This window comes from Dyella flagellata (assembly GCF_030160275.1).
In the GTDB taxonomy this organism is placed as follows: Bacteria; Pseudomonadota; Gammaproteobacteria; order Xanthomonadales; family Rhodanobacteraceae; genus Dyella_B; species Dyella_B flagellata.
In genome coordinates this window covers 60,340-85,475 of record NZ_BSOA01000050.1, presented here as the reverse complement: position 1 = coordinate 85,475, position 25,136 = coordinate 60,340, and the positions used below count along the sequence as shown (strand labels likewise).

General features: G+C 63.2%; 12 protein-coding genes. 3 read left to right on the top strand and 9 right to left on the bottom strand.

From position 1 onward, the window contains the following. Position 1: 1 nt before the first annotated feature. Both QQJ96_RS21690 and QQJ96_RS21685 read left to right on the top strand, forming a co-directional pair. Positions 2 to 3,190, top strand: coding sequence for an efflux RND transporter permease subunit (locus QQJ96_RS21690; RefSeq protein ID WP_284334124.1), 3,189 nt, complete (start codon positions 2 to 4; stop codon positions 3,188 to 3,190). 110 nt (positions 3,191 to 3,300) lie between these two features. Next, the gene (locus QQJ96_RS21685) at positions 3,301 to 3,681 is read left to right on the top strand and encodes a PDZ domain-containing protein (protein ID WP_284334123.1); all 381 of its coding nucleotides are present in this window, start codon (positions 3,301 to 3,303) and stop codon (positions 3,679 to 3,681) included. A 60-nt stretch (positions 3,682 to 3,741) separates the two neighbouring features. Here the strand turns inward: QQJ96_RS21685 and QQJ96_RS21680 are convergent, their stop codons facing one another. The 4 genes from QQJ96_RS21680 to QQJ96_RS21665 all read right to left on the bottom strand — a co-directional run bounded on the left by QQJ96_RS21680 (position 3,742) and on the right by QQJ96_RS21665 (position 9,781). Further along, a complete protein-coding gene (locus QQJ96_RS21680; RefSeq protein ID WP_284334122.1) occupies positions 3,742 to 5,094 on the bottom strand; it encodes a hypothetical protein in 1,353 nt (450 codons plus the stop codon). A 213-nt stretch (positions 5,095 to 5,307) separates the two neighbouring features. Further along, positions 5,308 to 5,757, bottom strand: coding sequence for a DUF3617 domain-containing protein (locus tag QQJ96_RS21675; RefSeq protein WP_284334121.1), 450 nt, complete (start codon positions 5,755 to 5,757; stop codon positions 5,308 to 5,310). A gap of 131 nt (positions 5,758 to 5,888) precedes the next feature. Next, positions 5,889 to 7,925 carry an alkaline phosphatase family protein gene (locus QQJ96_RS21670; protein ID WP_284334120.1) on the bottom strand — a complete coding sequence of 679 codons (2,037 nt, stop codon included), beginning with the start codon at positions 7,923 to 7,925 and terminating at the stop codon, positions 5,889 to 5,891. A 206-nt stretch (positions 7,926 to 8,131) separates the two neighbouring features. Next, a complete protein-coding gene (locus tag QQJ96_RS21665) occupies positions 8,132 to 9,781 on the bottom strand; it encodes a multicopper oxidase family protein (protein ID WP_284334119.1) in 1,650 nt (549 codons plus the stop codon). Positions 9,782 to 9,933: 152 nt separating this feature from the next. Here QQJ96_RS21665 and QQJ96_RS21660 point away from each other — a divergent pair, with 152 nt between their 5' ends. Then, the gene (locus tag QQJ96_RS21660) at positions 9,934 to 10,416 is read left to right on the top strand and encodes a GNAT family N-acetyltransferase (RefSeq protein ID WP_284334118.1); all 483 of its coding nucleotides are present in this window, start codon (positions 9,934 to 9,936) and stop codon (positions 10,414 to 10,416) included. 56 nt (positions 10,417 to 10,472) lie between these two features. Here QQJ96_RS21660 and QQJ96_RS21655 read toward each other — a convergent pair whose 3' ends face one another. From QQJ96_RS21655 to QQJ96_RS21635, 5 genes are all read right to left on the bottom strand, one after another. Further along, entirely contained in the window at positions 10,473 to 16,736 is a 6,264-nt protein-coding gene (locus tag QQJ96_RS21655) for an ESPR-type extended signal peptide-containing protein (RefSeq protein WP_284334117.1), read from the bottom strand. Between the two features lie 108 nt (positions 16,737 to 16,844). Continuing rightward, the gene (locus tag QQJ96_RS21650; RefSeq protein ID WP_284334116.1) at positions 16,845 to 17,660 is read right to left on the bottom strand and encodes a sulfotransferase family protein; all 816 of its coding nucleotides are present in this window, start codon (positions 17,658 to 17,660) and stop codon (positions 16,845 to 16,847) included. 172 nt (positions 17,661 to 17,832) lie between these two features. Continuing rightward, on the bottom strand, positions 17,833 to 18,831 hold the full coding sequence (locus QQJ96_RS21645; protein ID WP_284334115.1) for a helix-turn-helix domain-containing protein: 999 nt from the start codon (positions 18,829 to 18,831) through the stop codon (positions 17,833 to 17,835). Next, a complete protein-coding gene (locus QQJ96_RS21640; RefSeq protein WP_284334114.1) occupies positions 18,828 to 20,111 on the bottom strand; it encodes an MFS transporter in 1,284 nt (427 codons plus the stop codon). The genes QQJ96_RS21645 and QQJ96_RS21640 overlap by 4 nt, the downstream gene beginning before the upstream one ends. A gap of 337 nt (positions 20,112 to 20,448) precedes the next feature. After that, entirely contained in the window at positions 20,449 to 25,095 is a 4,647-nt protein-coding gene (locus QQJ96_RS21635) for a hypothetical protein (protein ID WP_284334113.1), read from the bottom strand. Between the last annotated feature and the right edge of the window lie 41 nt (positions 25,096 to 25,136).

The following is a 25,136-nucleotide window of genomic DNA, read 5'->3' as shown; positions in this document are numbered from 1 at the left end:
CATGAACATCTTCGAGCCGATCATCCGCCGCCCCATCGGCACCTCGCTGCTGGCGATCGGGCTGGTGCTGGCGGGTTTCTGCGCCTACCTGGTGCTGGGCATCGCCGCCTTCCCGTCCCTGCAATTCCCGGCCGTGGCAGTCACTGCCTTGTTACCTGGCGCCAGCGCGCAAACCGTGGCTTCGACCGTGACTGCGCCGCTGGAACGCCAGCTTGCGCGCATCCCCGGCATCCAGCAGATGACGTCCGATTCCAATTCGGGTGGCTCGCTGATCCAGATCCAGTTCGAGATGTCGCGCAGCGCCGACCAGGCCGCGCGCGACGTGCAAGCCGCCATCAACGCGGCAAATCCGGACCTGCCGCCGGAGATGGCGCTGTTTCCGCCGCAGTATTTCAAGGCGGATACCTCGCAGATTCCGGTGCTGCTGATTGCGATGACCTCCACCAGCATGCCACCGGACAAGCTCTACGATCTGGCCGATACGCTGATGCGTCCGGCCGTGGCGCAGATTACCGGCGTGGCGCAGGCGCAGCTGATCGGCGGCTCGCCGCATGCCGTGCGAGTGTCGTTGAATGGCGCGGCGCTGACCGCCAAAGGCCTGACCGCGAATGACGTGGCCAACGCGCTGCGCGCGGCCAACGTCGCCTCGCCGCAAGGCGTGCTCAGCGACGGCATGACACAAATGACGGTGTCCACCAACGATGGCCTGCATACGCCGGCCGACTTCGCCTCGTTGGTCATCGCCCATCAAAAAGGGGTACCGGTGCATCTTGGCGATGTCGCCAAGCTCAGCAACGGCCAGCAGGATGCCACCCAGGCCGCCTGGTTCAACAACCAGCACGCCGCAATCATGCAGGTGATGAAGCGCTCGGAGGCCAATTCGGTGCAGGTGGTGGAGGAAATCCGCGCCACCTTGCCGAAGTTGCAGCGGCTGGTGCCCGCCGACGTGCAGATCACGCCGATCTTCGACCTGACCCAGTCGACCAAATCCGCCTTGCACGAGGTGGAAGTGGCGCTGCTGCTCAGCGTCGTGATGGTGGCGCTGGTGATGCTGCTGTTCCTGCGCCGCCTGCGCCCCACCATCATCGCGATGTTCAGCATTCCGCTGTCGCTGGCCGGCGCGTTCGTGCTGATGTATTCGTTGGGCTTCACGCTCAATATGCTGTCGCTGATTGCACTGGTGCTGTGCATCGGCTTCGTCGTGGACGACGCCATCGTGGTGATCGAGAACATCTTCCGGCACATGGAACAAGGCGCCAAGCCGCTGGACGCGGCGTTGACCGGCGTGCGCGAGATCGGCTTTACGGTGATCTCGATCACCCTGTCGCTGGTGGCGGTGTTCGCGCCGATGGTGTTCGGCAACAACCAGATGGTGATGTTGATGCGCGAGTTCTCGGTCACGCTGATCGCCACCATCGTGATTTCCGCCATCGTGTCGCTCACGCTGACACCTGCGCTGTGCGGCCGCTACCTGGTTGAGGAAACTGGTGCGCGGCCGGCGCCCGGCAAAGTCGAAGTAGCCGTGGAACGCCTGGATCGCTGGCTGCTCAGCATCTACCGGCGCGGCCTGGATTGGGCCATGCAGCATCGGCGCATGATGCGTTGGCAACCGTTGATTCTGCTGGTACTCACGGTCGGCCTGGCGGTGGCGGTGACCAAGACCGCCGGCGGCGCACTGATGCCCGAAGGCGATACCGGCATGCTGCAGGCGGACATGGTGGCGGACGCGAACATTTCCCCCGAGTTGCTCGGCAAGCGCACGCAAGCGGTGGAGGCCGTGATGCTGGCCGACCCGGCCGTGCTCGACGTGGCTTCTTTCCTGGGCGGCAACAACACCAACGGCGCCGTCGGCAACGAAGCCACCTTCTTCATCGACCTCAAGCCGCGCGGTGAGGGCCCGGGGCAGCGGCGAGATCCCGCCGACAAGGTGATCAAGCGGCTCACCGAGCAATACAAGAAGTTGACCGACGTCAATGTCGCCGTCACCAGCCTGGGCTTTTTCACCGACAGCGGCGGCAGCAAGGCGAAAGGCCAATACGCCTTCGCGCTCACCAGCACCACCAGCCAGCCACTGCAGCATCCCACGCTGCGCGTGGCGCAAGCGATGCGCAAAATGAAGCAGTTCAAGGATGTAAGCACCACCTTCGACAGCATCGGCAAACAGCAATTGCTTGAGATCGACCGCAACGCGGCGGCGCGATTGCAAGTGAATATTGGACAGATCGACCAGGCCCTGGCCGATGCATTCGGGCAGACACCGGCTTCAGTGATCTACTCCGACGTCAACCAGTACCAGGTGATCCTCATCGCCGACAACGCCCATTCGCTCAGTCCCAATACGCTACTCAACGTGTATGTGCGCAACGAACAAAACAAGATGGTGCCGCTGTCGGCCCTGGCGCATATCCGTCCGCGCATCGAACCGATCGACGTGCAGCATTACAACCAGCTGGAATCGGCAACGATCAACTACAACCTGGCCGAAGGCCTCAGCCAGACCGATGGCCTGAAGTACATTGACCAGGCCATGTACGCCGCGCAGTTGCCGCCCGGCATAGTCAAGCAATACACCGGCGACAACCAGAAAATGATGGAAGCGGCGACCAATGCGCTGGTCCTGTTCATGGCCGTGATCCTGGCGATGTACATCGTGCTTGGCATTCTCTACGAGAGCCTGATCCACCCACTCACCATTCTTTCTACCTTGCCAGCCGCGGGCATGGGCGCCTTCCTCGCCATGCTGATCACGCATACCCAAGTCAGCACGATGTCGGTGATCGCCGTGCTGATGCTGATCGGCATCGTGAAGAAGAACGCGATCCTGATGGTGGACTTTGCCCTCGTCGCCGAACGCGAAGGCGGCCTCACCCCGCCGGAGGCGATTCGCGAGGCCGCGCTGGTGCGTTTTCGTCCGATCACCATGACTACATTGGTGGCGATGGGTGCGGCCTTGCCGTTGGCGATCGGCTTTGGCATCGGCTCGGAGATGCGCCAGCCGCTGGGTATCGCGATCCTGGGCGGACTGTTCGTGTCGCAGTTACTGACTTTGCTCAGTACCCCGGCCATCTACTTGTGGCAGCACGACCGGCGTGTGCGCAAGGCCGTACGCAAGGCACGGCGCGAAGAGAAGCGCAGGTCGCGGCAATTGGGTAAGCCGATGGCCGTTCCCGAAGTGGAGCGGGTTGGGTAGGCTGGGATGTAATCCCAGCATTGCCATACGTGCAGCATCCTCGATGCTGGGATTGTCATCCCAGCCTACCGATTCACGCATCAAGTTCCTGACAGGGAGAATCGCCTCATATGCACAAGCCGAAATCAGCCGTTGCCGTCCGCGCATGGGTATTCATGCTGCTGTTGTTCACCTGCCTGGGCGTCTCCGCCGCGGGTCAACCGGGACGGTTCGGGATCGGATTCAAGGTCGAGACCGAGGGTTTCATGCTGAATCCGAAACTGAAGAGCGTCGTGGTGAGCTATCTTCAGCCCGGACTGCCGGCCGACAAGGCAGGCATCAAGGTGGGCGACGAAATCATCGAGGCCGATGGCAAGACCATTGCCGGAGCAAGCGCGTTCGGCATGCGATCCGTCATGGACAAGGATGCAGGTCAATCGTTGACATTGAAACTCAAGCATCCGACTGGCGATACCTACACCGTGAGCATGGTGGCGGTAGCCAAGAACTGATAGGCGGACAACAAACCGGGCTGATTGCCAGCCCGGTTTGCAGCGTGATCACGCCAGCGATCAATGCAGATCGTTGATCGCCGGATCGCGTTCCACCTTGAACACTTGTGCCGGCGGCGTGGCCGACTTCATCAGCTTCAGATGCAGTCTTCCCGCCTTCTCGCAGGCGTTGCCGCCATCGACAAAGACGCCACCCTGGTTGCATTTCCACTCGTAGAAATTGGCAATGCCCTGAGACAGCTGCAGGCTGTAGTCGGTGCTGAGCGCCTCGCGATTGAACGGTACGCCCGCATCTATGTTCTGGAACCAACGCATCCATTCCTTTGAGCCTGGATCTGGAATCTTGGCGGGCGGCGGCAGGAAGGTGGGGTTCAACACCGCGAGCTGCGGGCTTTCAGCGGTCATGTGACAGCTCATGCAGGCACTCATCGGGTTATCCACCGGACCGTTGAGGCGTCCATTCCAGCCCAGGTGCGTGGGCGGCAGTTCGGGCTTGGCATTGATCGCCGATTCCAGGATCGTCGGGTTGATCTTGGTAACGGTGGGCTGCTTGTTGGTGTAGTCGTTCTTGGTGTTTTCCGGATCGTTGCCCCACATCACGCCCACCGGCACCAGGTTGTCCCAGCCAGGCTTGCCGGTGATCGCACCGTTGTACTGGAACGTACCGAAGATCCAGCCGGTACCTTTTACACGGCTATCGCGTACGGCGAAATCCATCTGGATCAAGGCGACGTTCTTGATCTGGCGATTGGCCGAAGCGAAGGAATCGGTCACATAGGCCTGCCACAGCACCGGGTTGGCCAGGAACGGCACCGTCTTCACGTCAATGTCGGCAAACAGGGCTTTGCACACGACCGTGCCGTCATGGAAGCTGTTGGGCTGGGAGGTCACGCTGGGATCAGGGTCCTGTGGATTCTTCCAGACCTGGCCGATCGTATAGCCACCGATGTCGTTGTAGATGCCGACGGCATAGGTCGTGCCCGAGGCGGTTTGCGTGGACGCAAGCTGCAGAGGCTGGATCGGTGCTTCCTTGGTGAGCCCATGGATGCCCTCACGCCCGGCCGGCCCGTAGTGCTGCCATGGGATGTGATACCAGTGCCGGAGCTTGTTCTTCTGCACGTCCCAGTTGGTTTCGACATTGCCTTCCAGGCAGTATTTTTTTACCGCATCCACGTACGGCCGCCATTGCTCGAAATCGTTGGTGAACTTGGCGGGCAGCAGCTTGAAGAACTCCGGCACCGCCCCCTTCGGCAAGCTTGCCGGATAATTCTGGCTCAGCTGAAACAGCGGTCCTGAGTACTGATTCGCCGGTGGCTTATAGCCGAAATCCGGAAACGTACCTGCGTTGGCGCTAGCAGTGATCATCACCAGTGCCGCCACGGCACCGGCTTTCACGCCTTTCATGAAAAGCATGCGTTGTTTCCCCTCTGTTGATCCATCCTCACGCAGGTGTTGCGCCTGCGCACTTTTGTCCGGTTGACGCCGGCCCGGACGGCCTTCCACGGCCCATCGCGCGGTAACTTGAAACCGGTAATGTGATGGAAACGTGAAGGCGGACCCGTAGGCTGGGATGACAATCCCAGCATGACTGGCATGGCGATGCTGGGATTGTCATCCCAGCCTACTTCAGTCAGCGGGGCCCGTGCAGGCCGCGAAACGCTCGCCGTCCATCTCCAGCATCGGCTGGCCATCCATCGTCAGCTTGCCGGCGTAGTGCTGGGCTGAATCCAGTTGTATGTGCGCGCTTCCTTTATGCGCATCGCAGTTGAGCTGCCACGCCAGCGCCGTGCTGGTGCGATGTTCGCCACTGCGTTGGCAGTGCTCATCCGGTTCCGCCGTATCGGCAAACGTGGTCCATGGGTCCGCGCCATCGTAGAAGCATTTCCACTTCACCTGCTGCTTTCCATCCTTGAGCGTGTGCAGGGTGATCTTCCACAGGCCGGGCATGGCCTGGAAGTCGGCGGGGTCGGCATGCGCGCTGGTGGCGACGGCGCCGGATGCGCCGATCAGCATCAGGGCGGCGATGGGGTTGGACCAGCGGCTCAGATAACCGGTAGAACGGGCTAGCAGGCTCATCGTTCAAATCGCGGGTGGCGGAAGCCTCTATTTTTATAGGTGTTTTGTTACAGCTTGCGGACGCTCGCTACGCTCGCATTACCCCACCCTGACCCTCCCCTGCAAGCAGGGGAGGGAACTGTAGGGCTTGCTCAGTTTTGCGCGTTGTCGTCGCCGTCTTCGCCCCAATGGCGATGGAAGCGGAACATTTCCATCAGGTCGCCGATGGCCGGTGCATTGACCGGTACGTAGGGGTTGTTCGGCATGGCGATCGGGTTCGGCAGGTTGTCGCGGCTGCGGCGGGAGATGGTTTCGTCCAGGTCCCAGTTCGCTTCCACGAATTTGTCGAACGACACGTGATCGTAGTAGGTGTGCACCACGCGGCCACCCTTGGAGTACTTCGACACCACCAGCAGCGGAATGCGCGTGCCATCGCCGAAGAAGTCGACCGGCTGCACGTAGCCGGAGTCGTAGTAGCCACCGCCTTCATCGAAGGTGATCATCACCGCGGTGTTGTCCCACAGCTTCGGGTTGGCCTTGACCATGTCGATGATCTTCTTCGCATAGCCTTCGAACAGTTCCAGCTTGGACGAGGCCGGATGGCCGTCCAGCAGTCCGTCCGGCTTGGCGATGGAAACCGCCGGCAGGGTGTCGTTCTGGATGTCGCTGTAAAGGTTGTTGAGGTCCTGGTTGTGCGCACGCAGAGCCGGATTGGTCATGACTTGCGTGGAGTACAGGAAGGGATCGCAGATGTTGCAGAAGGTGCCGGCTTCGCCGTCTTCCTTGCCGGCATCCCAGCCTTCACCGTAGTACTTCCAGCTCACGTGATGGCGCGACAGCAGCAAGGCGAGGTTTTGCTGGCGGGTCGGCGGAATGGTGAACTGTTGCGGGCCCAGCGGCGCCGGCGTGCCATCGCCCAGGTAGCCGGGGTTGTAGTTGTTCACCAGGTAGTACGCGCCCTTCTTGCAGTCGCCGTGGCGGAAAGCGTGATACGGCAGGCTCTTCAGGTATTTGCGTACAGCGGCTACGCCAGGCTGGCTGTCGTCGGCGCAATTCACGTAGGAACCGCCGCTGTAGCCGTCCTGCACCCACCAGTTGTTGGTACCCGCTTGCGAATTCGGGTTTTCCACCTGGTTGGCCGGCGGCATGGCCGGTTCGCCGTTGGCGTCGGCGTAATAGATCAGGTCACCGAAGCCCAGCATGATGTGGTTGGCGCCGGTGCCACCCATCACCGACTGGTGAAAGTTGTCGCTGAGCGCGTATTGCTCGGCCAGTTGCTTGAAGTACGGTGCATCGCCCTGGGCGATGTTGAGGAACTGCATGGCGGTGGAACCTTCATGCGTGCTCTGCTCGGTAAAATTGACCGGCTGGGCCTTGCCGTTGGTGCCGGCGCCCAGGGTCACTTCCACCCACGGGAACAGGTCGGCGCGGCAACCGCTGGGGTTTTTCCAGGTCGCGTGGCTCGCAGCGCAATCCAGCTGCTGCCACATCTGGAAGAAGCGATGCACCGGGCTGCTGGCGTAGTCGTTGTAGCTGATCGAGGCATGCATATCGACCGGCGCATTCGGCAGCGTGGCCGGGAAGCGCGTGTCGACCACGCCATTGGGCAGGCCTGTGCCGCCTTCGGCAAGATAGGGGTAATAGGTCGTCGGCAGGCCTGGTTCAAGCGCTTCGGCTTGGGCAGCGGAAGAAAGATACGCCTGGGTGGGCGCGCTGCCGGTGTTGATCGGCGGCAGATTGGTGTAAGCACTGGTGCGCTTGGGCGCCAGCTCAAAGTCGCCGCTCTGGGTAGCCTGCCATTGCTTGGCCAGGTCTACGTTCGGACCAGGCGTGCCGTCAGCATTGACGATGCCCTTTGACAGCAGGTTGTCGACGGTTTGCCCCTTCGGGGGGGTGTAGGTGCCGTACACGTGATCGAAGGTGCGGTTTTCGCCGATCAACAGGATCACGTGCTTGATCGGGGTGCGGGTGCGGTTGCTCGCATCCCGTTCCGAATCCGGGCTGTACAGCGTAACGGTGCCGCCAGGCTGGCCGCTTACAGGTCGGGTGGCAGTGGTGGGTACGCTGGCGCGGAATTTTGCGTCGTTGGATGCGTCATTGTTCTGGGCGTTCGCCACACCTACGAGACTGGTGATGAGCGCGCCGAGTACAAAAGGTTTCAACCGGGTACGGCCAAACTTGGTGGGCATAACTGGTGTCTCCTGCCGGCCTGTGGCGCAAGCCGGCGCGAATAATCCCCCTGATTACGGTCTGCGTTGTGCAAGGCCTTCACAGACCGGCGGAGAGTCTGCGCCGCGTACATGACGCGACGTTGGCAGCAACGCGACACTGCGTCATGGCGTGATGACAATGCCAAGACAAACGTGACTGGATGCACGCCGGATTGACGCGATATTTACGAATGCGCCGGCAACAACTCGTAGGGCCGCATCATTTCGTTGTCCTCGTGTTCGAGGAAATGGCAATGCCAGACATAGCGGCCCGGCTCGCCTTCGAAACGCATGGCGATGCGGGTGACCATGCCGGGGTCGGCCCGCACGGTGTCTTTCCAGCCAAGTTCCTGCGGTTCCGGCGGCAGCGGCGGCCCGGTGAACACCAGCTTGCGATGCGCATTCCAGGCAAACAGGTCGAATGGCCGGCGATCGACGACCTGGAAACGCACCAGGTGCAAATGGATCGGATGCGCATCGCCGGTGAGATTGACGAAGCTCCAGGTCTCGACGCTGTTCTGGCGCGGGTTCTCGGTGATGGGATCGGACCAGCGCTTGCCATCGAGCAGCATGGTCATGGCGTTGCCGTTGGCATCGTCGGTTTCGTTGAGCGTGAGGATGCGATTGCGCGCTGCATTGGCCGGATCGATGCGTGGAATCGGGCGCAGCGTGGCAGGCAAGGCGGATGTATCGCGATGGCCGTTATCGCGTACGCGAAACTCCAGAATACCTTGCGACTCATCGCGCAATTGCAGCGACTTGCCGGCGAAGCTGGCGAAATCGATCACCACCTCGGCGCGTTCGGCCGGATACAGCTCGATCCGTGCCCGCTCCAGCGCTGCCGCCAGCAACCCCTGGTCGCTGGCGATTTGTTGCATGGCCTGATCGTGCGATAGGGAAAGATCGAAGAAGCGCGTGTTGGCGACGTTGATCAAGCGCAACCGATAGCGTCGCGGCTCGACTTCCAGATACGGAAAGATCTTGCCGTTGCACAAGACGAGATTGCCATTGCATTGCATGACCCACGGCGCGTCGGGATCATCTGAAACGGGGTAGTAGAGCTGGCCATCTTGGGCAACGAGCCGGTCGCATAGCATCAGGGGAATGTCGTATTCGCCCGTGGGCAGGTTGAGCGCCTGCTCTTGCGCATCACGCACGATGTACGCACCGAACAGGCCGGCATAGACATTGAGCCGCGTAATGCCCATCGCGTGGTCGTGGTACCACAACGTGGCCGCATCCTGGCCATTGGCATAGCGATACAGCGTCGAGTGTCCCGGCGCATACCAGTCTTCTGGGAAGCCATCCGCTTCGGCTGACACACGCGCACCGTGCACGTGCGTTACTGCGCGCACTTCGGGATGGTCTTTCTCCGCGCCATGCAGAGTGTGATCGATGGGAAGGAAATGCTTCGTCGGCAGCGCATTCGTCCATTCCACCAGCAGCGGCTCGCCACGTCTTGCCACGATCGTTGGGCCGGGAAATTGACCTGCGTAGCCCCACAGCGGCGTGGCGGGAATGTCGCGGTGCAGCTGCACTTTGCACGCGCGCATGGCTATTCGATAGCAGGGCAGGGTGTGGCCGGGATTCGTAGGATCGGCGCGCTGTTCCGCCACGCTTGCCAAGGATGGAATAGGCAACGGATCGACGAATCGCGCCAACGAAGTCGGATTGATCAACGGCACCTTGGGCGCCGCCAAAGTCGCTGCGCTGGTGCGGGCGGGCATCGCCATCGGCATGGTGGAAGCGCTTGCCGTGCGCCATGCGTCGCCCAGCGCATAAGCGCCGACGAATACGCCGGCGCCACGCAGAAAATCGCGCCGTGTGACCGTCATGCTTGGCTCACGGAGTGGCGGTGCGGATCGAGTCTGGACAAGGCCATTCGAACGACACTACGGGCGACGCATGACAGAAACATGGCAAAGGACCGTAGCGTGTTGGCTTGGGTTTATGCCATAAAACGCGGATCGTTTACGAATATGCATCCATGACCAGCATCACCCCGCCTTATCAAGTTCAATGGGTCTTCGGGCATCTGACCGAGGCCCTGCGCCGCCAGATCGTTGCCTTCTGGCTGCAGGAGGGCGCATTGCCCAACCCCGATGAGGCCTGGCGTCGCTCCTTTGAGGTGGCGTGCGTGCTGCAAGCGAAGGAAACCGGAGAGATCGCCGGTATCTGCACCGTGGCGATCGCGCTGGACGACCAAGCGCGATCGTATGGCTTCGTACGCATCTTCGTCCGTCCAAGAGACCGGCGCATGGGGCTGAACGTACAACTGATGGAGAGGATGATTGCCGGCTTTATGGCGTTTGCGCGAGAGCCGGGCGCTCCACAGCGCCTGCTGGCGACGGTCGAGAATCGCAAGCTGGAACGCCGCGGGGCTCAGCGAATTCTCACGCAGCTGGGGTTCGCGCATGTCGGCGTTGCGCCGAATGGCGAATGGATCATGCAGCGAACACTTGTGGCGTAACGCCTAGTGCGACGCAGAACCCCTCTGTCGAAGGGAGAGGGGTTCTGCACGCGACATCAGAACTTCTTGCTGAAGCCCACGCTCAGTGCGTTGTCGTTCAGATGGCTGGAGAACTGACCCTGGTAGTCCAAATACAGGCTCCACGATGCACCCGCTTGCGCCGTAATGCGCGCACCCATCGTTGCCGTGCCGCGTCCGGTCGTGTCGCCCGGCAGCATGAACTCGGTGCCGTCCTGGCTGGCGACCCGCACCACCGGCGTATTGCTGTTATGCGTGTCATAGCGATAGCCGACTTCGAACTGCGGCACGTAACTGATGCCCCGGGCCATGAACGTCCGCGAGAACAGCACGCGCGCATAGGGCTGCAAGGTGTTGTAAGCACTATGTGAGCCCTGCACCGCGAAGGCCGGCGCTAGCGGATTGCCGCCAGGCACGGTTTCGCTGAAGGCATCCAGCGTCTGGTGCTGGTACAGCGCCCCTACTGCCGGAGTGATCCGCCATTGCGCAGCGGCGAGTGGCCAGGCGGCCTGCAGTGCCGCGGATGTAGTGCTGCCATCAGGATTGGCTACGCCATGACCAATACCGGTTTGGCGGTACACTCGGTAGCTGCTATGCGTTTGGTCGAGCACACCTGACAACATCACTGGACCTGCGTTGGCGTAGGCATACACGCCACCGTGCACGGTATCGATGCTGCCGTTGCCGCCGTTGTGGTCATTGCCGTTGATCCGATCAAAGCCGGCTTCTACGCCCACATGTACGGTATCGCCTACTGCGTGGTCGAAACCGCCTTGCAGTCCGAACGCCGTGCTGTTCAGACCATTGCTGCCGGTCAGCTCATCGCTGCTGCCGCTGTACTGCACCCACAGGTCGCTGTTGCACGAGGAGGCGACGGTGTTGGCGTGCGCCGTATCGTTGCCATTGCATGCTGTATCACCGTTACGCAGCGTGGCACCGAGCACCGTGGAAAGCGACTGCTGCCCCACCAAATTCTCGCTGCGCATCAGGTTGGCATACAGGCGGCCATCCAGCGGCGCTACGACCGTTTTGGCCGGGGCTGGCGTTGGTACGGGACTTGGGGTCGGGGTCGGCGCTGGGGCGGGGGCGGGTGCAGGCGCTGGTGCAGGGGCCGGGGTTGGCGTCGGTGCTGGGGTCCCCGCCAACACAAGGTCCGCCTGGGTCGCGGTGTACGTCACCTTCGGATTCAGCGCGGTCGGTACCGCTCCGCTCGCGGTCGTGTTGGCAAATTGCCCGCTCAGGACGTTGGCCTGCACCAAGGTGTAGGTAGTGGCAGTGTAGGTGCCCGGTGCATAGATCAAGGCGAGCGTGCCGGCCAGGCTGGCGTTGCCGTTCACCAGCAGCTCCGAAGCTTGCGTCGGCGTCACATCGATCTGCAGCGTGGCATCGGCGTTCTGCGTGTAGTTGCCGTTGATTGTCAGCACACCCACCGAACCACCAGGCCACACCGTGCCGTCGCTGGTGACGTTGCCATTGATGCTGCCATGACCACGCAGCGTTCCGCTGGTATCGACTGTTACGTTGTTCTGGATGGATGCGTTGCTGTGCGAGCTGTCGCCCACTTCCAACGTGCCCGCCTGTACCGTAGTACCGCCGGTGTAGGTATTCACGCCATCGAGGATCAGCGTACCGCTGCCGATCTGCGCCACGCTGCCGCTGCCGCTGATCACGGCGTTATAAGTGACAGCGTCGGTGCGGGCGAAGGCCATGGCGCCGTTGTTTGTCACGTTGCCCGTCAGCATGCCGCTGGTGTTGTTGTTGGCGACTTGCAACATGCCGCCATTGACCGTAGTGGCACCGGTATAGGTGTTGTTGCCGGTCAGGGTCAGCGTGCCGGCACCGCTCTTGGTCAATGAGCCGTTGCCGCTGATCACACCGTTGTACGTAGCATTGGTGGCTTGATCGAAGGTGAGGCTGGCGCTGCCGCCGCCGATCGGCGCGAATGTGACATTGCCCACGATGCTGATGTTGTCGCCGATCAGCGAGCCGTTGGCGATCGTCCATCTCTGGCCGGCACTGCCCGAGCCGATCAGGGTCAAGCTGCCGCTGCCGGTCTTGGTCAGCGAGCCATTGCCACTCATCAGGGCGGTGTACGTGCCATCGGTGGTCTGATTGAAGATGACGTTTGCGCTACCGCCACTGACTGGCGCGAACGTGATGTTGCCTACGATATTGTTGGTGTTGCCGGCCAGCGTACCGTTGGCGATCGTCCACGACTGGCCGATGCTGCCGGTCCCGGTCAAGGTCAACGTGCCGCTGCCGGACTTGGTCAGCGAACCGACGCCGCTGGTTGTGCCGCCGTATACGCCGTCGGTGGCCTGATTGAAAGTAACGTTCACGACGCCGCCAGTGACCGGCAGGAAGGCAACATCGCCCACAATGCTGGTGCTGTTGCCGATCAGCGTACCGTTGGCGATTGTCCACGCCTGGCTGGCGTTGCCTGAGCCGGTCAAGGTCAAGCTGCCGCTGCCGGTCTTGGTCACAACGCCCATACCGCTGATTGCACCAGCATACGCACCATCGGTGGCCTGATCGAAGGTAAGGGTGCTTCCGCCGCTGAGGCTGACGTTGCCCACAATGTTGCTGCTGTTGCCGACCAGCGCGCCGTTGGTGATCGTCCACGACTGATCGGAGGTGCCCGTGCCGGTCAAGGTCAACGTGGCGGTACCGGTCTTGGTCAGCGTGCCGATGCCGCTGATCGCTCCGCCATACACGCCGTCGGCGGACTGATTGAAGCTAAGGTTTGCGCTACCGCCGCTGACCGGGGCGAAGGCGACGTTACCCACGATGCTGGTGCTGGTGCCGGTCAGCGTGCCTTGGGTAATCGTCCAAGTCTGGCCGGCGCTGCCGGTGCCGGTCAGCGTCCAGGTGCTGGTACCGGATTTGCTGAAGTGGCTGAAGCCCTGGTAGGCCGTGCCGCCGCCCACCGCGCCCACGCTGCCAAGGTCGAAGCTGGCGTTGGTGCTACCGCCGAGGTCAAGGGTATCGCTCCCGTTGGTGTTGCCACTGGTGCTGACCACGTGACCGGTGAAGCTGTCGCCAGACTCGATCACCAGCGTGTTGCCGCCGTTGCTGAAGTCCACCGCATCCGCCTGCGTGCTGCCGACGCCCAGGCCGCCGGCGATGGTGCCGGCATTGGTAACCGTGGCGCCGCCGGTGGCGACAACACCCACACCGCCCGCTCCGCCGACACCATCAGTACCAGCGGTATCGCCGGTGGTCGTCGCTCCCTTGACACCCGCTGCGCCGAAGCTGCCGCCGGTGATCGTGCCGGTATTGGTCAGCGTGAAGCCCGCACCGCTGACGCCGGCGCCGCCCGTGCCACCATTGCCGCCGTTACCTGCCGTGCCGGCGAGAGCTGGATTGGGGCTACTCGCCGCGTAAGTGGCATTGTAAGTCGCGCCACCGCTGCCGCCGGCGCCACCCACGCCACCGGTGATGGTGGCTACATTGGTCAAGGTGAAGCCGGTGCCGCTCACGCCCGCACCACCGGCGCCGCCGGTGCCACCGTTGCCCGACCTGCCAGTGGTACCACCACCCTTGCCCTTCAGGTTCCCAGGCGTGCCGTAACTGCCGCTGCCACCGGCACCGCCCGCACCACCAACAATGGCCTGATGGTTGGTCAGCGTGAAGCCCGCGCCGGTCGCGCCCGCACCGCCGTTGCCACCCTGGCCGCCGTTACCGGCGGCACCGCTAGCACTGTTGGTGATGGTGTTGGAGGTTCCTCCGAAGCCGCCATAGCCGCCTGTCCCACCTATGCCGCCAACACCGCCGTCCAATGTACCGTTGTTCGTCGCGGTGAAGTCCGTGCCGCCAAGGCCTGCTCCACCTGCGCCACCAAGACCGCCCGTGGCGCCGGGAGCGCTGCTGCCGGCAGCAGCCGTCTTCGCATTGCCACCATTGCCACCCAGGCCACCCATACCGCCGTAGCCACCGGCACCACCTGTGACCTGACCGGAATTGTTGAGAGTGAACTGGGCGCCATAGACACCCGTGCCGCCCGTGCCACCCACACCGCCGATACCACCGGCCCCGCCAGCACCGCCCGCGGGGGTGCCTATGGAATTGCCGCCCCAACCGCCGCTAGCGCCGATCGCACCTCGGCCGCCAATACCGCCCACGATGGAACCCGAGGTGGTGTTCACCAGCGTGCTTGGGCCCGTGGCGCTGATACCCGCACCACCCTGGCCACCCATGCCACCGGTGCCGCCAGCACCTCCTGCGCCTACCGCCGAGGTGGTAGGCGCAGGGGTGACCGTCGAGGAGTAGTACCCGAAACCGCCCGTGCCGCCAGCGCCACCCACCCCACCAACGCCGCCGTTGCCACCGGCAATGCCGCTGGAGTTGTTTAGCGAGATCGCCGACCCGCTGACACCCGCACCACCACTACCGCCGATGCCACCCATACCGCCCGCCTGGCCTGAGGTGGCTGGCGAGGACCCGCCACTGCCATTCGTGCCGAGGCTGCCGACTCCGCCCAAACCGCCCCCGCCTCCCATGCCGCCGGTGATTGTCCCGGCAGTGACGTGCGCCTGGGTGATAAGCGTAAAGCCGGTGCCCGTCACCGCCACGCTGCCGGTGCTGCCGACCCCGCCAGCACCGCTTGGAGTGGTGCTGGTCCCGCGGCTGCCCGTGAGTCCGTTATTGCCGTTGGCGGCTGTCAGCCAGACCGGCACGCCACCTTTTCCGACTAAAAGTGTCGTGCTCGACGCCAGGGTGAAGCCGCCACTGAATCGGCTGCCAAGACTCGCCAGATCGAGTTCACCGCCCTGCACCGACCACGCCGCTGCCAGGTTGGCCGCACCCGTCAAGGTCCAGGTACTGCTGCCGGTCTTCTCGTAGTTGGCAAAGCCCTGGTATTGCAGGCCACTGCCGGTGTCGCCGAGCGAACCGCTGAGCGTGGCATTGGTGCTGCCGCCCAGGTCTAGGGTGTCACCGCCGTTGGTCGTGCCACTGGTGCTGCGCACCGTGCCGTTGATGGTCGAGCCGGCCTCAAGCACCAGCAAGTTGCCGCCGCCAAGCAAGTCGATGGCATCCGTCCGCTGGCCCGTGGCACTCAAGCCACCTTCGATGGTACCGCTGTTGGTGATGGTCGCGTTGCCGGTCGATACGACGCCAACGCCACCTTGGCCTCCCTGGCCGGCGATGCCTGGCTGCCCCGGAGCCCCGGCCGCGCCACTAAAAGAAAAGCCGCCGCCGGGCCCGGCGACACCAGCCGCGCCGCCCGTGCCGCCGGCGCCGCCGCTAATCACACCACTATTGGTCAGCGTGAAGGCCGAGCCGATGACAGCTACGCCACCTGCGCCGCCGGTGCCGCCGACCCCTCCGTTACCGCCGGTGCCGCCGTTGGCGTATTTGCCAGTCCCACCGGTGCCGCCGGTGCCGCCCGCACCACCGGTTCCTCCTGCACCACCCACGATCACGCCTGCATTGTTCAACTTGAAGCCCGTGCCATAGACACCGGCGTTGCCATTCCCGCCAGCCGCTCCTGCACCCCCCGTACCGCCTGGTCCACCGGGGCCACGATTGGGGAAGGGGCTAAAACCACTCGCGCCAACCCCCCCAGCACCACCGACACCACCTTGGCCACCTGTAATGATGGCGCTGTTGGTCACGCTAAAGCCTTGCCCGGTGAGACCAACGAATCCGACACCACCCGACGTTCCGGGCGCACCAGTCGTCCCTGCGGTCCCCGCGGTTCCCGTGGCGCCGGAAAGCCCCGTGCCCGGACTGCTCAGCGAGACCGCTGTGCCATTCAGCGTCACGGACGAAGAAGGCGCCAGGAGCATGCCTGCGGACAATTGGTTCGCCGTGTTGGCGAAGGTCACCACGCCGGTACCTCGGATGGCCACTAGCGCCGTACTGGTGATGGCAGCATTGATGCTTACGTCGCCGCTGCTTTCGATGGTGGGAACCCCTGTGAGGGTCGGCAGCGTGCCGCTGACGGTGATGCTGTTGCTGCCTGACGGCAAGGTGATGTCGATGATGCTGCCGGGCGTGGCGTTACTCTGGACGATGGCCCAGCTCAAGGTACCGACCGTGCTGCCGGTGCCGTCATCCGTGGTTTGCGTGACGACGTATTGCGTCGGTGGTGCCACGGTCGCGAAGGCATTCGAAGATGCGAGCAGCAGCATCGGTGCGAATAGGCCGAGCAGCGCGCGCGTCAGCAGGCGCACGGTCAACTCGGGTGCGCGGTCAGCCGCGTCGGCGCAGGCGCCGCCATGCGGTGCACTGGCGAATTCCGACGCCACCTGCATGACACCCAAGGCACGATTGAAAACCAGTCGATAGATGCGATTCACGGCAAAAGCTCCCTGTTAGACCTGCGAGTTGTTGATCAGCGATCGCCAAGCGCACGCGGCAGCTGGCGAGGCGGTTGTTCGATTCAAAAAGACGAGCGGACAGCGCGCTCAAACCACCAGGACACCGCGCGGATTCAGCGCCGGATCCAGCCAGAACATGTCGTTCTCGAAGCGGTGGAATACGTCCGGCGGCAACACGCTGGTGCGCTCACGCGCTTCGACTTTCCTGCGCACGGTATGCAGGCCCGGTGTGCCGGCACGCAGATCGAATTCATCGGCCTGGTAACTGATGTTGTCGACGTCGTGGGCGTGGGGCTTCTCGCCGATGAAGTTATAGACGGCGGCGATCGCGCGCGCCGGGTTGCTCACCAGCGTTTCGTAGCGCAGCAGCATCAGGTTGGCGGTGTCGTCGCCGTAGAACGCTTCTTTCAGCGCGTTGTAGGCATAACCGACCAGGCCTTCGCCGTTGGCCAAGCCCTCGGCGCGCGAGTACACAGTGCCGCCGGATTGATAGTTGAAGATGGAGGAGGGCCGGAAGGCGTTTTTGCGCACCAGCTGCTCGACGCTGTCGATGATCCACGACACGTGCCGCACGCAAGCGATCACCTTGCCTTGCGGGAACAGTGTCTTCAGCTGAGGCAACTTGTTGCACCAGGCGCGATTGGTATCGAACACGACCTCGGCGCCGTATTCGGGCCCGTAGTAAGCGTCGAACAGGCTCCGCAACATGCGTTGACGCTGCGCGTCGCTGATGAAGACCGAATACTCGTTGCGGTCGCTGAGTTCGCCCAGGAGGGTGTTGAAGGCCCCGCCCAGCGGACCGCTCATGCCCGCCTGAAAGCGCGGGTTCTGGCTCAAAAGAGCCGCAAGCAAGGTCGACCCGGACCTTGGCAGGCCCGAGATGAAATGAACCCGGCGTTCCATCGGTTGTCCCCTGTAGCTTCGCGCACGCTCCATCCACGGCGCGGCGCGTCGTTCAATTACGTGATGCGATTCTCATTGTGAGAAGGCGCGCAAATGCTAGGGGCCAGAGAACGGGAGGGACATGTCTGTGCGTTCCAGATTCGGTACGCACGTGCAGGAAGCCGGCGCCGACTCAAGCAACCTCGGTGAGGCTGTGCGCCCAGCGGCGTACCATCAGCTCCACGGTGGGGTTCTTCGCGCCGTGGATGCTGGCGGCGCGATAGGCGCCCGGTGTGATGCCGAAGGCTTGCTTGAACAGGCGGCTGGCGTGGCTTTCACCGGAAAACCCCAGCCTAGGCGCCAGCTCAGCCAGCGCCACATGGTCGAACGCGCGGTCATCCAGCCATTCGCGCAAGCGCTGCAGTCGGCACTTCTGGATAAAGCGGGCCACGCCGCCAAAATTCTCGAACTGGCGGTACAGGGCCGTGCGTGACATGCCGGTGACGTTGACGATGTCCTGCACGGAAAAGTCGGACGCTTCGAGCCTGGACTCGATCAGCCGCCGCACAGTGTCCAGGCGCACATGTTCAAGCCGGTAGAACTCCGCGGAGGCACCTGCGCCGGCAGGATTGATCGCCACCGCCAGCAGGTCGATCAAGGTGCGTGTGATCGTCGCGTGCGCGCCCGCCGGCAATTGCGGCACCTGCTCCACCAGCGTGCACAACATGGCGCCGAGCAGCGCCCCCTCCCGTGCACCAATGCGCCGCCCGTGTAGATGCTCCAGGCTTCCCGCTGCCGCGCGCATGCTGGCACGTCCCAGGTTCAGCGTGATCAGGCGGACGCCGGCGGACGCGCTTTCCATCGGTTCGCGGGTGTCGAGCAGCAGGCTTTCGCCGGCTGTAACGACCACTGGTTTTCCGTAGGGTCCGCTGGACAATTGGCCACTGACCACATGATGCAGTACGAAGTGATCGAATCCATCGTTGGCCACGCGTTCGGCGCGCCGATGGCTGACGCCCCCGTAGGTCCGCGAGAACAACATCATCCGATGCAATTTCCAACTACGCGAACGCGCGTAAAAGGGCGCACCCGTGCGCTCTACATCTGTACCGCTCGCATACAAGTCGCGATATCGCACGAACGCCTCATCGCTCGCATAGGCGTCGCTGTCGAACTCGAAGATTTCTTTCATCCCGCTGCCTCTTCCACTGCAGGCCGTGGCCGGCCCGCGCGTGCGAGCAGGGCCGCTGCAACGCCCATGGCCGCGGCCAACATGCATACTCGGCTAAGCGCCAGAGACAGCGCATGAGCGCCGGTCCCCATACCATCGCTCACCGTCCCCGCCAGCCATGGCCCCAACCCTTCGCTGATCAGCACAATGAACACCAGAAATACGCGCAGGCCCGCATCACGCAGCGAGGGGTCGAGCATCGACGGCCATCCGTACAACACGGCGACTGCCGCAGCGCCGGTAAGCACTGCAGCCAGTGTCAGCAGCACGCACGCCACCATCGGCGACCCGGCCCAAGGCATCGCCCCCAACGCCGGAGCGGCAAGCAACAGGGCTGCTGTAAGGATGGCCATGGGCGAGCGGAACTTGTCGACCAGGATGCCGGCAATGAAGTCGCCCAATGGCGATGCGATCAGCATGGCGGCACCGAACACGAGCGCGGCGGTGGCGGGCGCAAAGCCCTGCTCGCGATGCAAGACGGATGGCGCCCATGCACCAAGGGCGCGCGCCACCAGCAAGGCGGCCGCTGCGCTGCAAAGATAAGCCCCCAGAACCCGCGGCCGCTCGCCAAACGCATTCAGCACCGCAACGAACACCTTCCTGGGCCGCGGCGGGAAGGGGTTGAGTGCAAGCTCGGCGCTGCGCAGCAGCCAGACGATCGTCAGCAGATTCGGTAACGCCATCACCACGAACAACAAGCGCCAATGCATAGGCGGCTGCGTCGGCAGCCACCGCGCCAACCCGGCCAGCACCGCGCCACCGAGCAACAGCGAAAGGCTTCGTCCGGCCACCGAGGCCGCGGTGAGCAGCGCCATGGATCGCGCGCGCCATGCGGGAGCGACATGTGCCACTACCAGGCCGAGCGCCAGCGGCTCGAACATCGATTCGCCCAGGCCGACCAGAGCGCGGCCAACCAGCAATGCGCCAAACGTATGGCCGAAGGCAAACACCAGCATACCGCTCGTCCACGTGGCCGCGCATGCCGCCAGCAGTTGCAGGCGCCGCATCGAATACGCCAGCGGCCAGCTCAGCAACATGCCTGTGGCATAGAGCAGCGCGAACGAAAAGCCTTGCAGCAGTCCGAACTGGGCGTCCGACAGCGCAAGATCCGCTTTCATCAGTGGCGCCGCCACAGCAGGCAGATTGCGGTCGATCAGGGCCATGCACTGGCCAAATGCAAGCAGACCAAGCAGCGACCCCGGCACGCGGGGCGAGTTCGGAGAAGAGGCGGACCGCTGCATGTTTCCCCTGCACAACTGCTCGTGGACCGTGATGCAGCCTCCGCTTTGGGAGTCGCATCTTCTTTGGTGCGGGTGCTAGCAAACTTTATGCCGTGGCTGGAGCACGGCTAATCCGGCGTGACGACACGCTTGCTCCCCGCATCACGGCTGACACCAGGACACTCAAGGTCAGCTTCTGACCCGACAAGTAGGACTTTTTATCGATTCGGCGACCATTCCATGGATTGCAGCTTTAGCGGCAGCGCGGCGCCTTGCCGGAATGGCGCCGATGACGTCAGCTCCACGTAAGGGGAGAGCCTCGACACATAAGCTGTGACGAGGCACTGCAGCTTCCTGCTTAGAACTGCTTGATGAAACCCATGCTCAACGCATTGTCATTGAGATGGCTGGCAAACTGACCCGAGTAATCCAGATACAAGCTCCACGATGCGCCAGCTTGCGCGGTGATGCGTGCACCCACTGTTGCCATGCCGCGTCCCAAGGGCTCACCAGGCATCACAAACGTCGTGCCGTCCTGGCTAGTGGCCTGCACCGTCGCATTGCCGCTGTGCGCGTTGTAGCGGTAGCCCACATCGAACTGCGGCACGTAATTGATGCCTTGCGCCACGAAGGGGCGTGAGAACTGCACACGTGCGTACGGCTGCAACGTGTTGTAAGTGCTATGTGCGGCTTGTAGCACGAAGTCGTTGGCGAACGGATTGGTGCTGGCAAGGGATTCGTTGAAGCGGCTCAGACTCTGATGCTGATACAGCGCACCGATCGCCGGCGTCACCTGCCACTTCGCCGCTGATAGAGGCCACGCTGCCTGCAGTGCGGCAGCTGTGGCATCACCATCCGGACGAGCCACGCTGCGACCGATGCCTGTCTGCCGATACACGCTGTAACTGCTGTGCGTCTCGTCGATTGTGCCCGACAACACCACTGGCCCGACATTCGCGTATGCGTAAACGCCACCGTGCACACTGTCCACGTTGGCGTTGCTGCCCTGATAGTCGCTGCTATTGATGCGGCTGAATCCTGCTTCCACGCCCAGATGCAGTACGTCGTTCAGCGCATGATCAAAGCCGCCTTGCAGCCCGAACAGCGAACTATTCAGTCCGGTTAGTGATTGGTTGCCGCCGCTGTATTGCACCCACAGATCGCTGTTGCAGGAGGACGCAACCGTCTTGGTATGTGCTGCGTGCCCGTTGCAGGACGTGTCGCCAGACCGCAGCGTTGCGCCAAGCACCGTGTCTAACGACTGCTGTCCGACCAGGTTCACGCTTTGCAGCAGGTTGGCGTACAGCCCGCCGTCAGCCGGGGCAACGATCTTTTGCATCATCAACAGGTTGGCTTGTGTCGGTGTATAGACCACCTGCGTGTCGAGGTTGCTAGGCACACCGGTGGAAGTCGTTGCGGTGAATTTACCGCTCAGCGAGTTGGCCTGCACCAAGGTGTAGCCATTGGTACTGTAAGCGCCTGGCGCGTAAATCAGATGTAGCGTGCCGGCGAGGTTGGCGTTGCCGTTCACCAGCAATTCCGACGCCTGCGTCGGCGTCACATCGATCTGCAGCGTGGCATCGGCGTTCTGCGTGTAGTTGCCGTTGATTGTCAGCACACCCACCGAACCACCAGGCCACACCGTGCCATCGCTGGTGACGTTGCCATTGATGCTGCCATGACCACGCAGCGTTCCGTTGGTATTGACTGTCACGTTGTTCTGGATGGATGCGTTGCTGTGCGCGCTGTCGCCTACTTCCAACGTACCGGCCTGTACCGTGGTGCCACCGGCATAGGTATTCACGCCATCGAGGATCAGCGTACCGCTGCCGATCTGCGCCACGCTGCCGCTGCCGCTGATCACGGCGTTATAAGTGACAGCGTCGGTGCGGGCGAAGGCCATGGTGCCGTTGTTCGTCACATTGCCAGTCACCATGCCGCTGGTGTTGTTGTTGGCAACTTGCAACATGCCGCCATTGACCGTAGTGGCACCGGTATAGGTGTTGTTGCCGGTCAGGGTCAGCGTGCCGGCACCACTCTTGGTCAATGAGCCGTTGCCGCTGATCACACCGTTGTACGTAGCATTGGTGGCTTGATCGAAGGTGAGGCTGGCGCTGCCGCCGCTGATCGGCGCGAAAGTGACATTGCCCACGATGCTGGTGCTGTCGCCGACCAGCGAGCCATTGGTGATCGTCCACGTCTGGATAGCATTGCCGGTGCCGGTCAGGGTCCAGGTGCTGGTGCCGGATTTGCTGAGATGCGGGGCAAACCCCTGTAACGGCGCATTGCTGCCGACCGCACCCAGGCTGCCAAGATTGAAGGTGGCGTTGCTGCTGCCACCTAGCGTGACGGTATCGCCGCCGTTGGTGTTGCCGCTCTGACTCACCACATTGCCGGTGAACGCGTAGCCCGCTTCCAGCACCAGGCTATTGCCGCCACCACTGAGGTCCATGGCATCGGCTTGCGCTCCGCTGGTGCTCACGCCACCCGCGATACTACCGGCGGTGGTAATGGTCGAGCCGCCATTGGAAACCACGCCAACGCCGCCGGCACCCTCAACGCCAATGGTCCCCGCCGTGCTACCGAAAACGGTCAGACCGGATTCACCTGCCGAACCACCGGTACCGCCGGCAATCGTGCCGGTGTTGATCAGCGTGAAATCCGAACCGTTAAGGCCCGTACCACCCGCGCCACCGTTACCGCCGTTGCCGGCGGTGCCTGTCGAACTATAAGCGCCTCCGCCCGTGCCACCGACACCCCCCGTGCCACCCGTGATCGCGCCTGAATTGGTGAGCGTGAAGCCCGCGCCGCTGACACCGATGCCGCCACCACCACCCACACCGCCGGCGCCGCCAGTGCCTGAGCGCCCCCCGGGGCCACCTAACCCGTAGCCGCCCCATCCGCCACTGCCTCCCAAACCACCATTGCCACCGGTGCCACCATTGATGTGTTGGCTACTGGTGACTGTAAAGCCGGTGCCGGTCACTCCCGCGCCACCTGTACCACCTTGGCTGCCCATACCGCCCGTGCCGCCGACGACGACAGATGGGGCGCTGCCCGCACGGAAGCCGGCCAAGCCGGCACCACCAGTTCCGCCAGCGCCTCCATCGAGGGTGCCGGTGTTGACGATGGTCGCGCTGATGCCGTTCACCGCCGCACCGCCAACGCCGCCTATGCTGCCAACATCTCCGTAGCTTCCGCCCCATGCCCCAGTGGGCCCATGGTTACCACGACCCCCGGCGCCCCCTGTATCGGTGCCATTGTTGGCAAAGATGAATTGGCTGCCTGCGACGCCATCGCCGCCTGCGCCGCCGATTCCGCTACCACCGTCATTGCCGTTCTCGCCCACTGTGCTTCCGACGGTGTCGCCTGCAAATCCCTTCAGTCCCGCTATTCCCGCAACACCGCCAGTGCCACCGCTGACGTTTTTGTTGTTGGTAAACGTGAAGCCGATACCGATAACACCCGCGCCACCATGACCGCCCGCGGCACCGTTGCCACCGCTGCCCCCGTTACCCGCGATACCGCCAAGACTTGAGGTACTCCAGCCACCAGAACCACCTGAGCCGCCGTGGCCACCGTAACCGCCCACCCCTCCGGTGAGGCTACCGTCGTTGGTTGCCGTGAAATAGTTGCCGCTTACTGCTGCGCCACCGGCTCCGCCAATGGCGCCAGCTCCAGCATTAGCGCCCTTACCGGTAACGTCGTTTACGGCTCCAACTCTCCCGCCGTAACCTCCCGACCCACCGTAGCCACCACCGCCCCCATTACCGCCACTGGCGGTTCCAGTATTGCTAAACGTGAACTGGCTTCCTTCAACCGCATTGCCCCCCACGCCTCCGGCGCCGGCAGCACCGCCTGCTCCGCCACTGCCGGCGTTGCCCGATGTAATGGGGGAATAGAACCCGCTGCCCGAACCACCCTCGCCGCCGTGACCGCCCTGGCGGCCGTAACCGCCTTCAATCAAGCCGCTGTTCTGGAGATTGAACGACGCACCCGTTACGCCAGCGCCGCCTGAGCCACCTGTGCCACCTGCTTCGCCCGTATTGCCCGAGTTGCCGCTAACAATGCCGCCTCTAAGTGGCGCCAATATCTGACCGCCATTCCCACCCCTGCCACCCGCGCCGGCGTAACCACCCATGCCACCCTTGATCGCACTAGTGTTGACCAGGGTACTCACACCAGTTGTGTTGATGCCGGCACCACCATTGCCTCCATTACCGCCATTGGCACCTGCGCCTCCGAGGCCGGCTGTGCCTCCGATTCCCACCGCAGCACTAGAGGAGGAGAACGGGCTGCCCACGTACTTGCCGCCACCACTGCCTGCGCCACCCCTACCGCCAGCACCACCAAGGCCGCCAACAACGATGCCCGTATTGGCAACCCTCAAGGCAGAACCGCTTACGCCCGCGCCACCGCTGGCTCCCGTGCCGCCAGCGCCGCCATTGGCACCATTCCCCGGCATCGCATTCCTGAAAAAGGCGCCACCCGGAGTCCCATACGTGCCGCCCCGACTGCCGTAACCACCCGCGCCACCGACACCGCCACTAACCTTGCTCTGGTTATTCAAGACAAAGCCGCTACCGCCAATCGCCACACCACCGGCATGACCTGGGCTGCCTGCCCCACCTGATGTAAGCGCAGCTGAGCCATAGTCGCCATCAATGCCCGTAACCGCGACGGTTGCGTTGTTCACGCCCACCACCAGCAGCGTCGCCGGCGCCGTGCCGGTGATGGCGGCATTGATGCTTACGTTGCTGGCGCTTTCGAGCGTGGTAGCCGCGCTGATCGCCGGCAGGTTGCCGCTGACCGTGATGCTGTTGCCGGACGCCAGGGTGATGTCGATGATACTGCCTGGCGCGGCGTTGCTTTGGATGATGGCCCAGCTCAAGCTACCAACAGTGTTGCCGGTGCCGTCGTCCGTGGCTTGCGTGACGTTGTATTGCTGCGGCGCCACCGCCGCAAACGCCGCTGGCGACGCAAGCAGCAACATTGGTGCGAGCATACCGACTAGCGCGCGCGCTAACGGTCGCACGGCCAACCCAG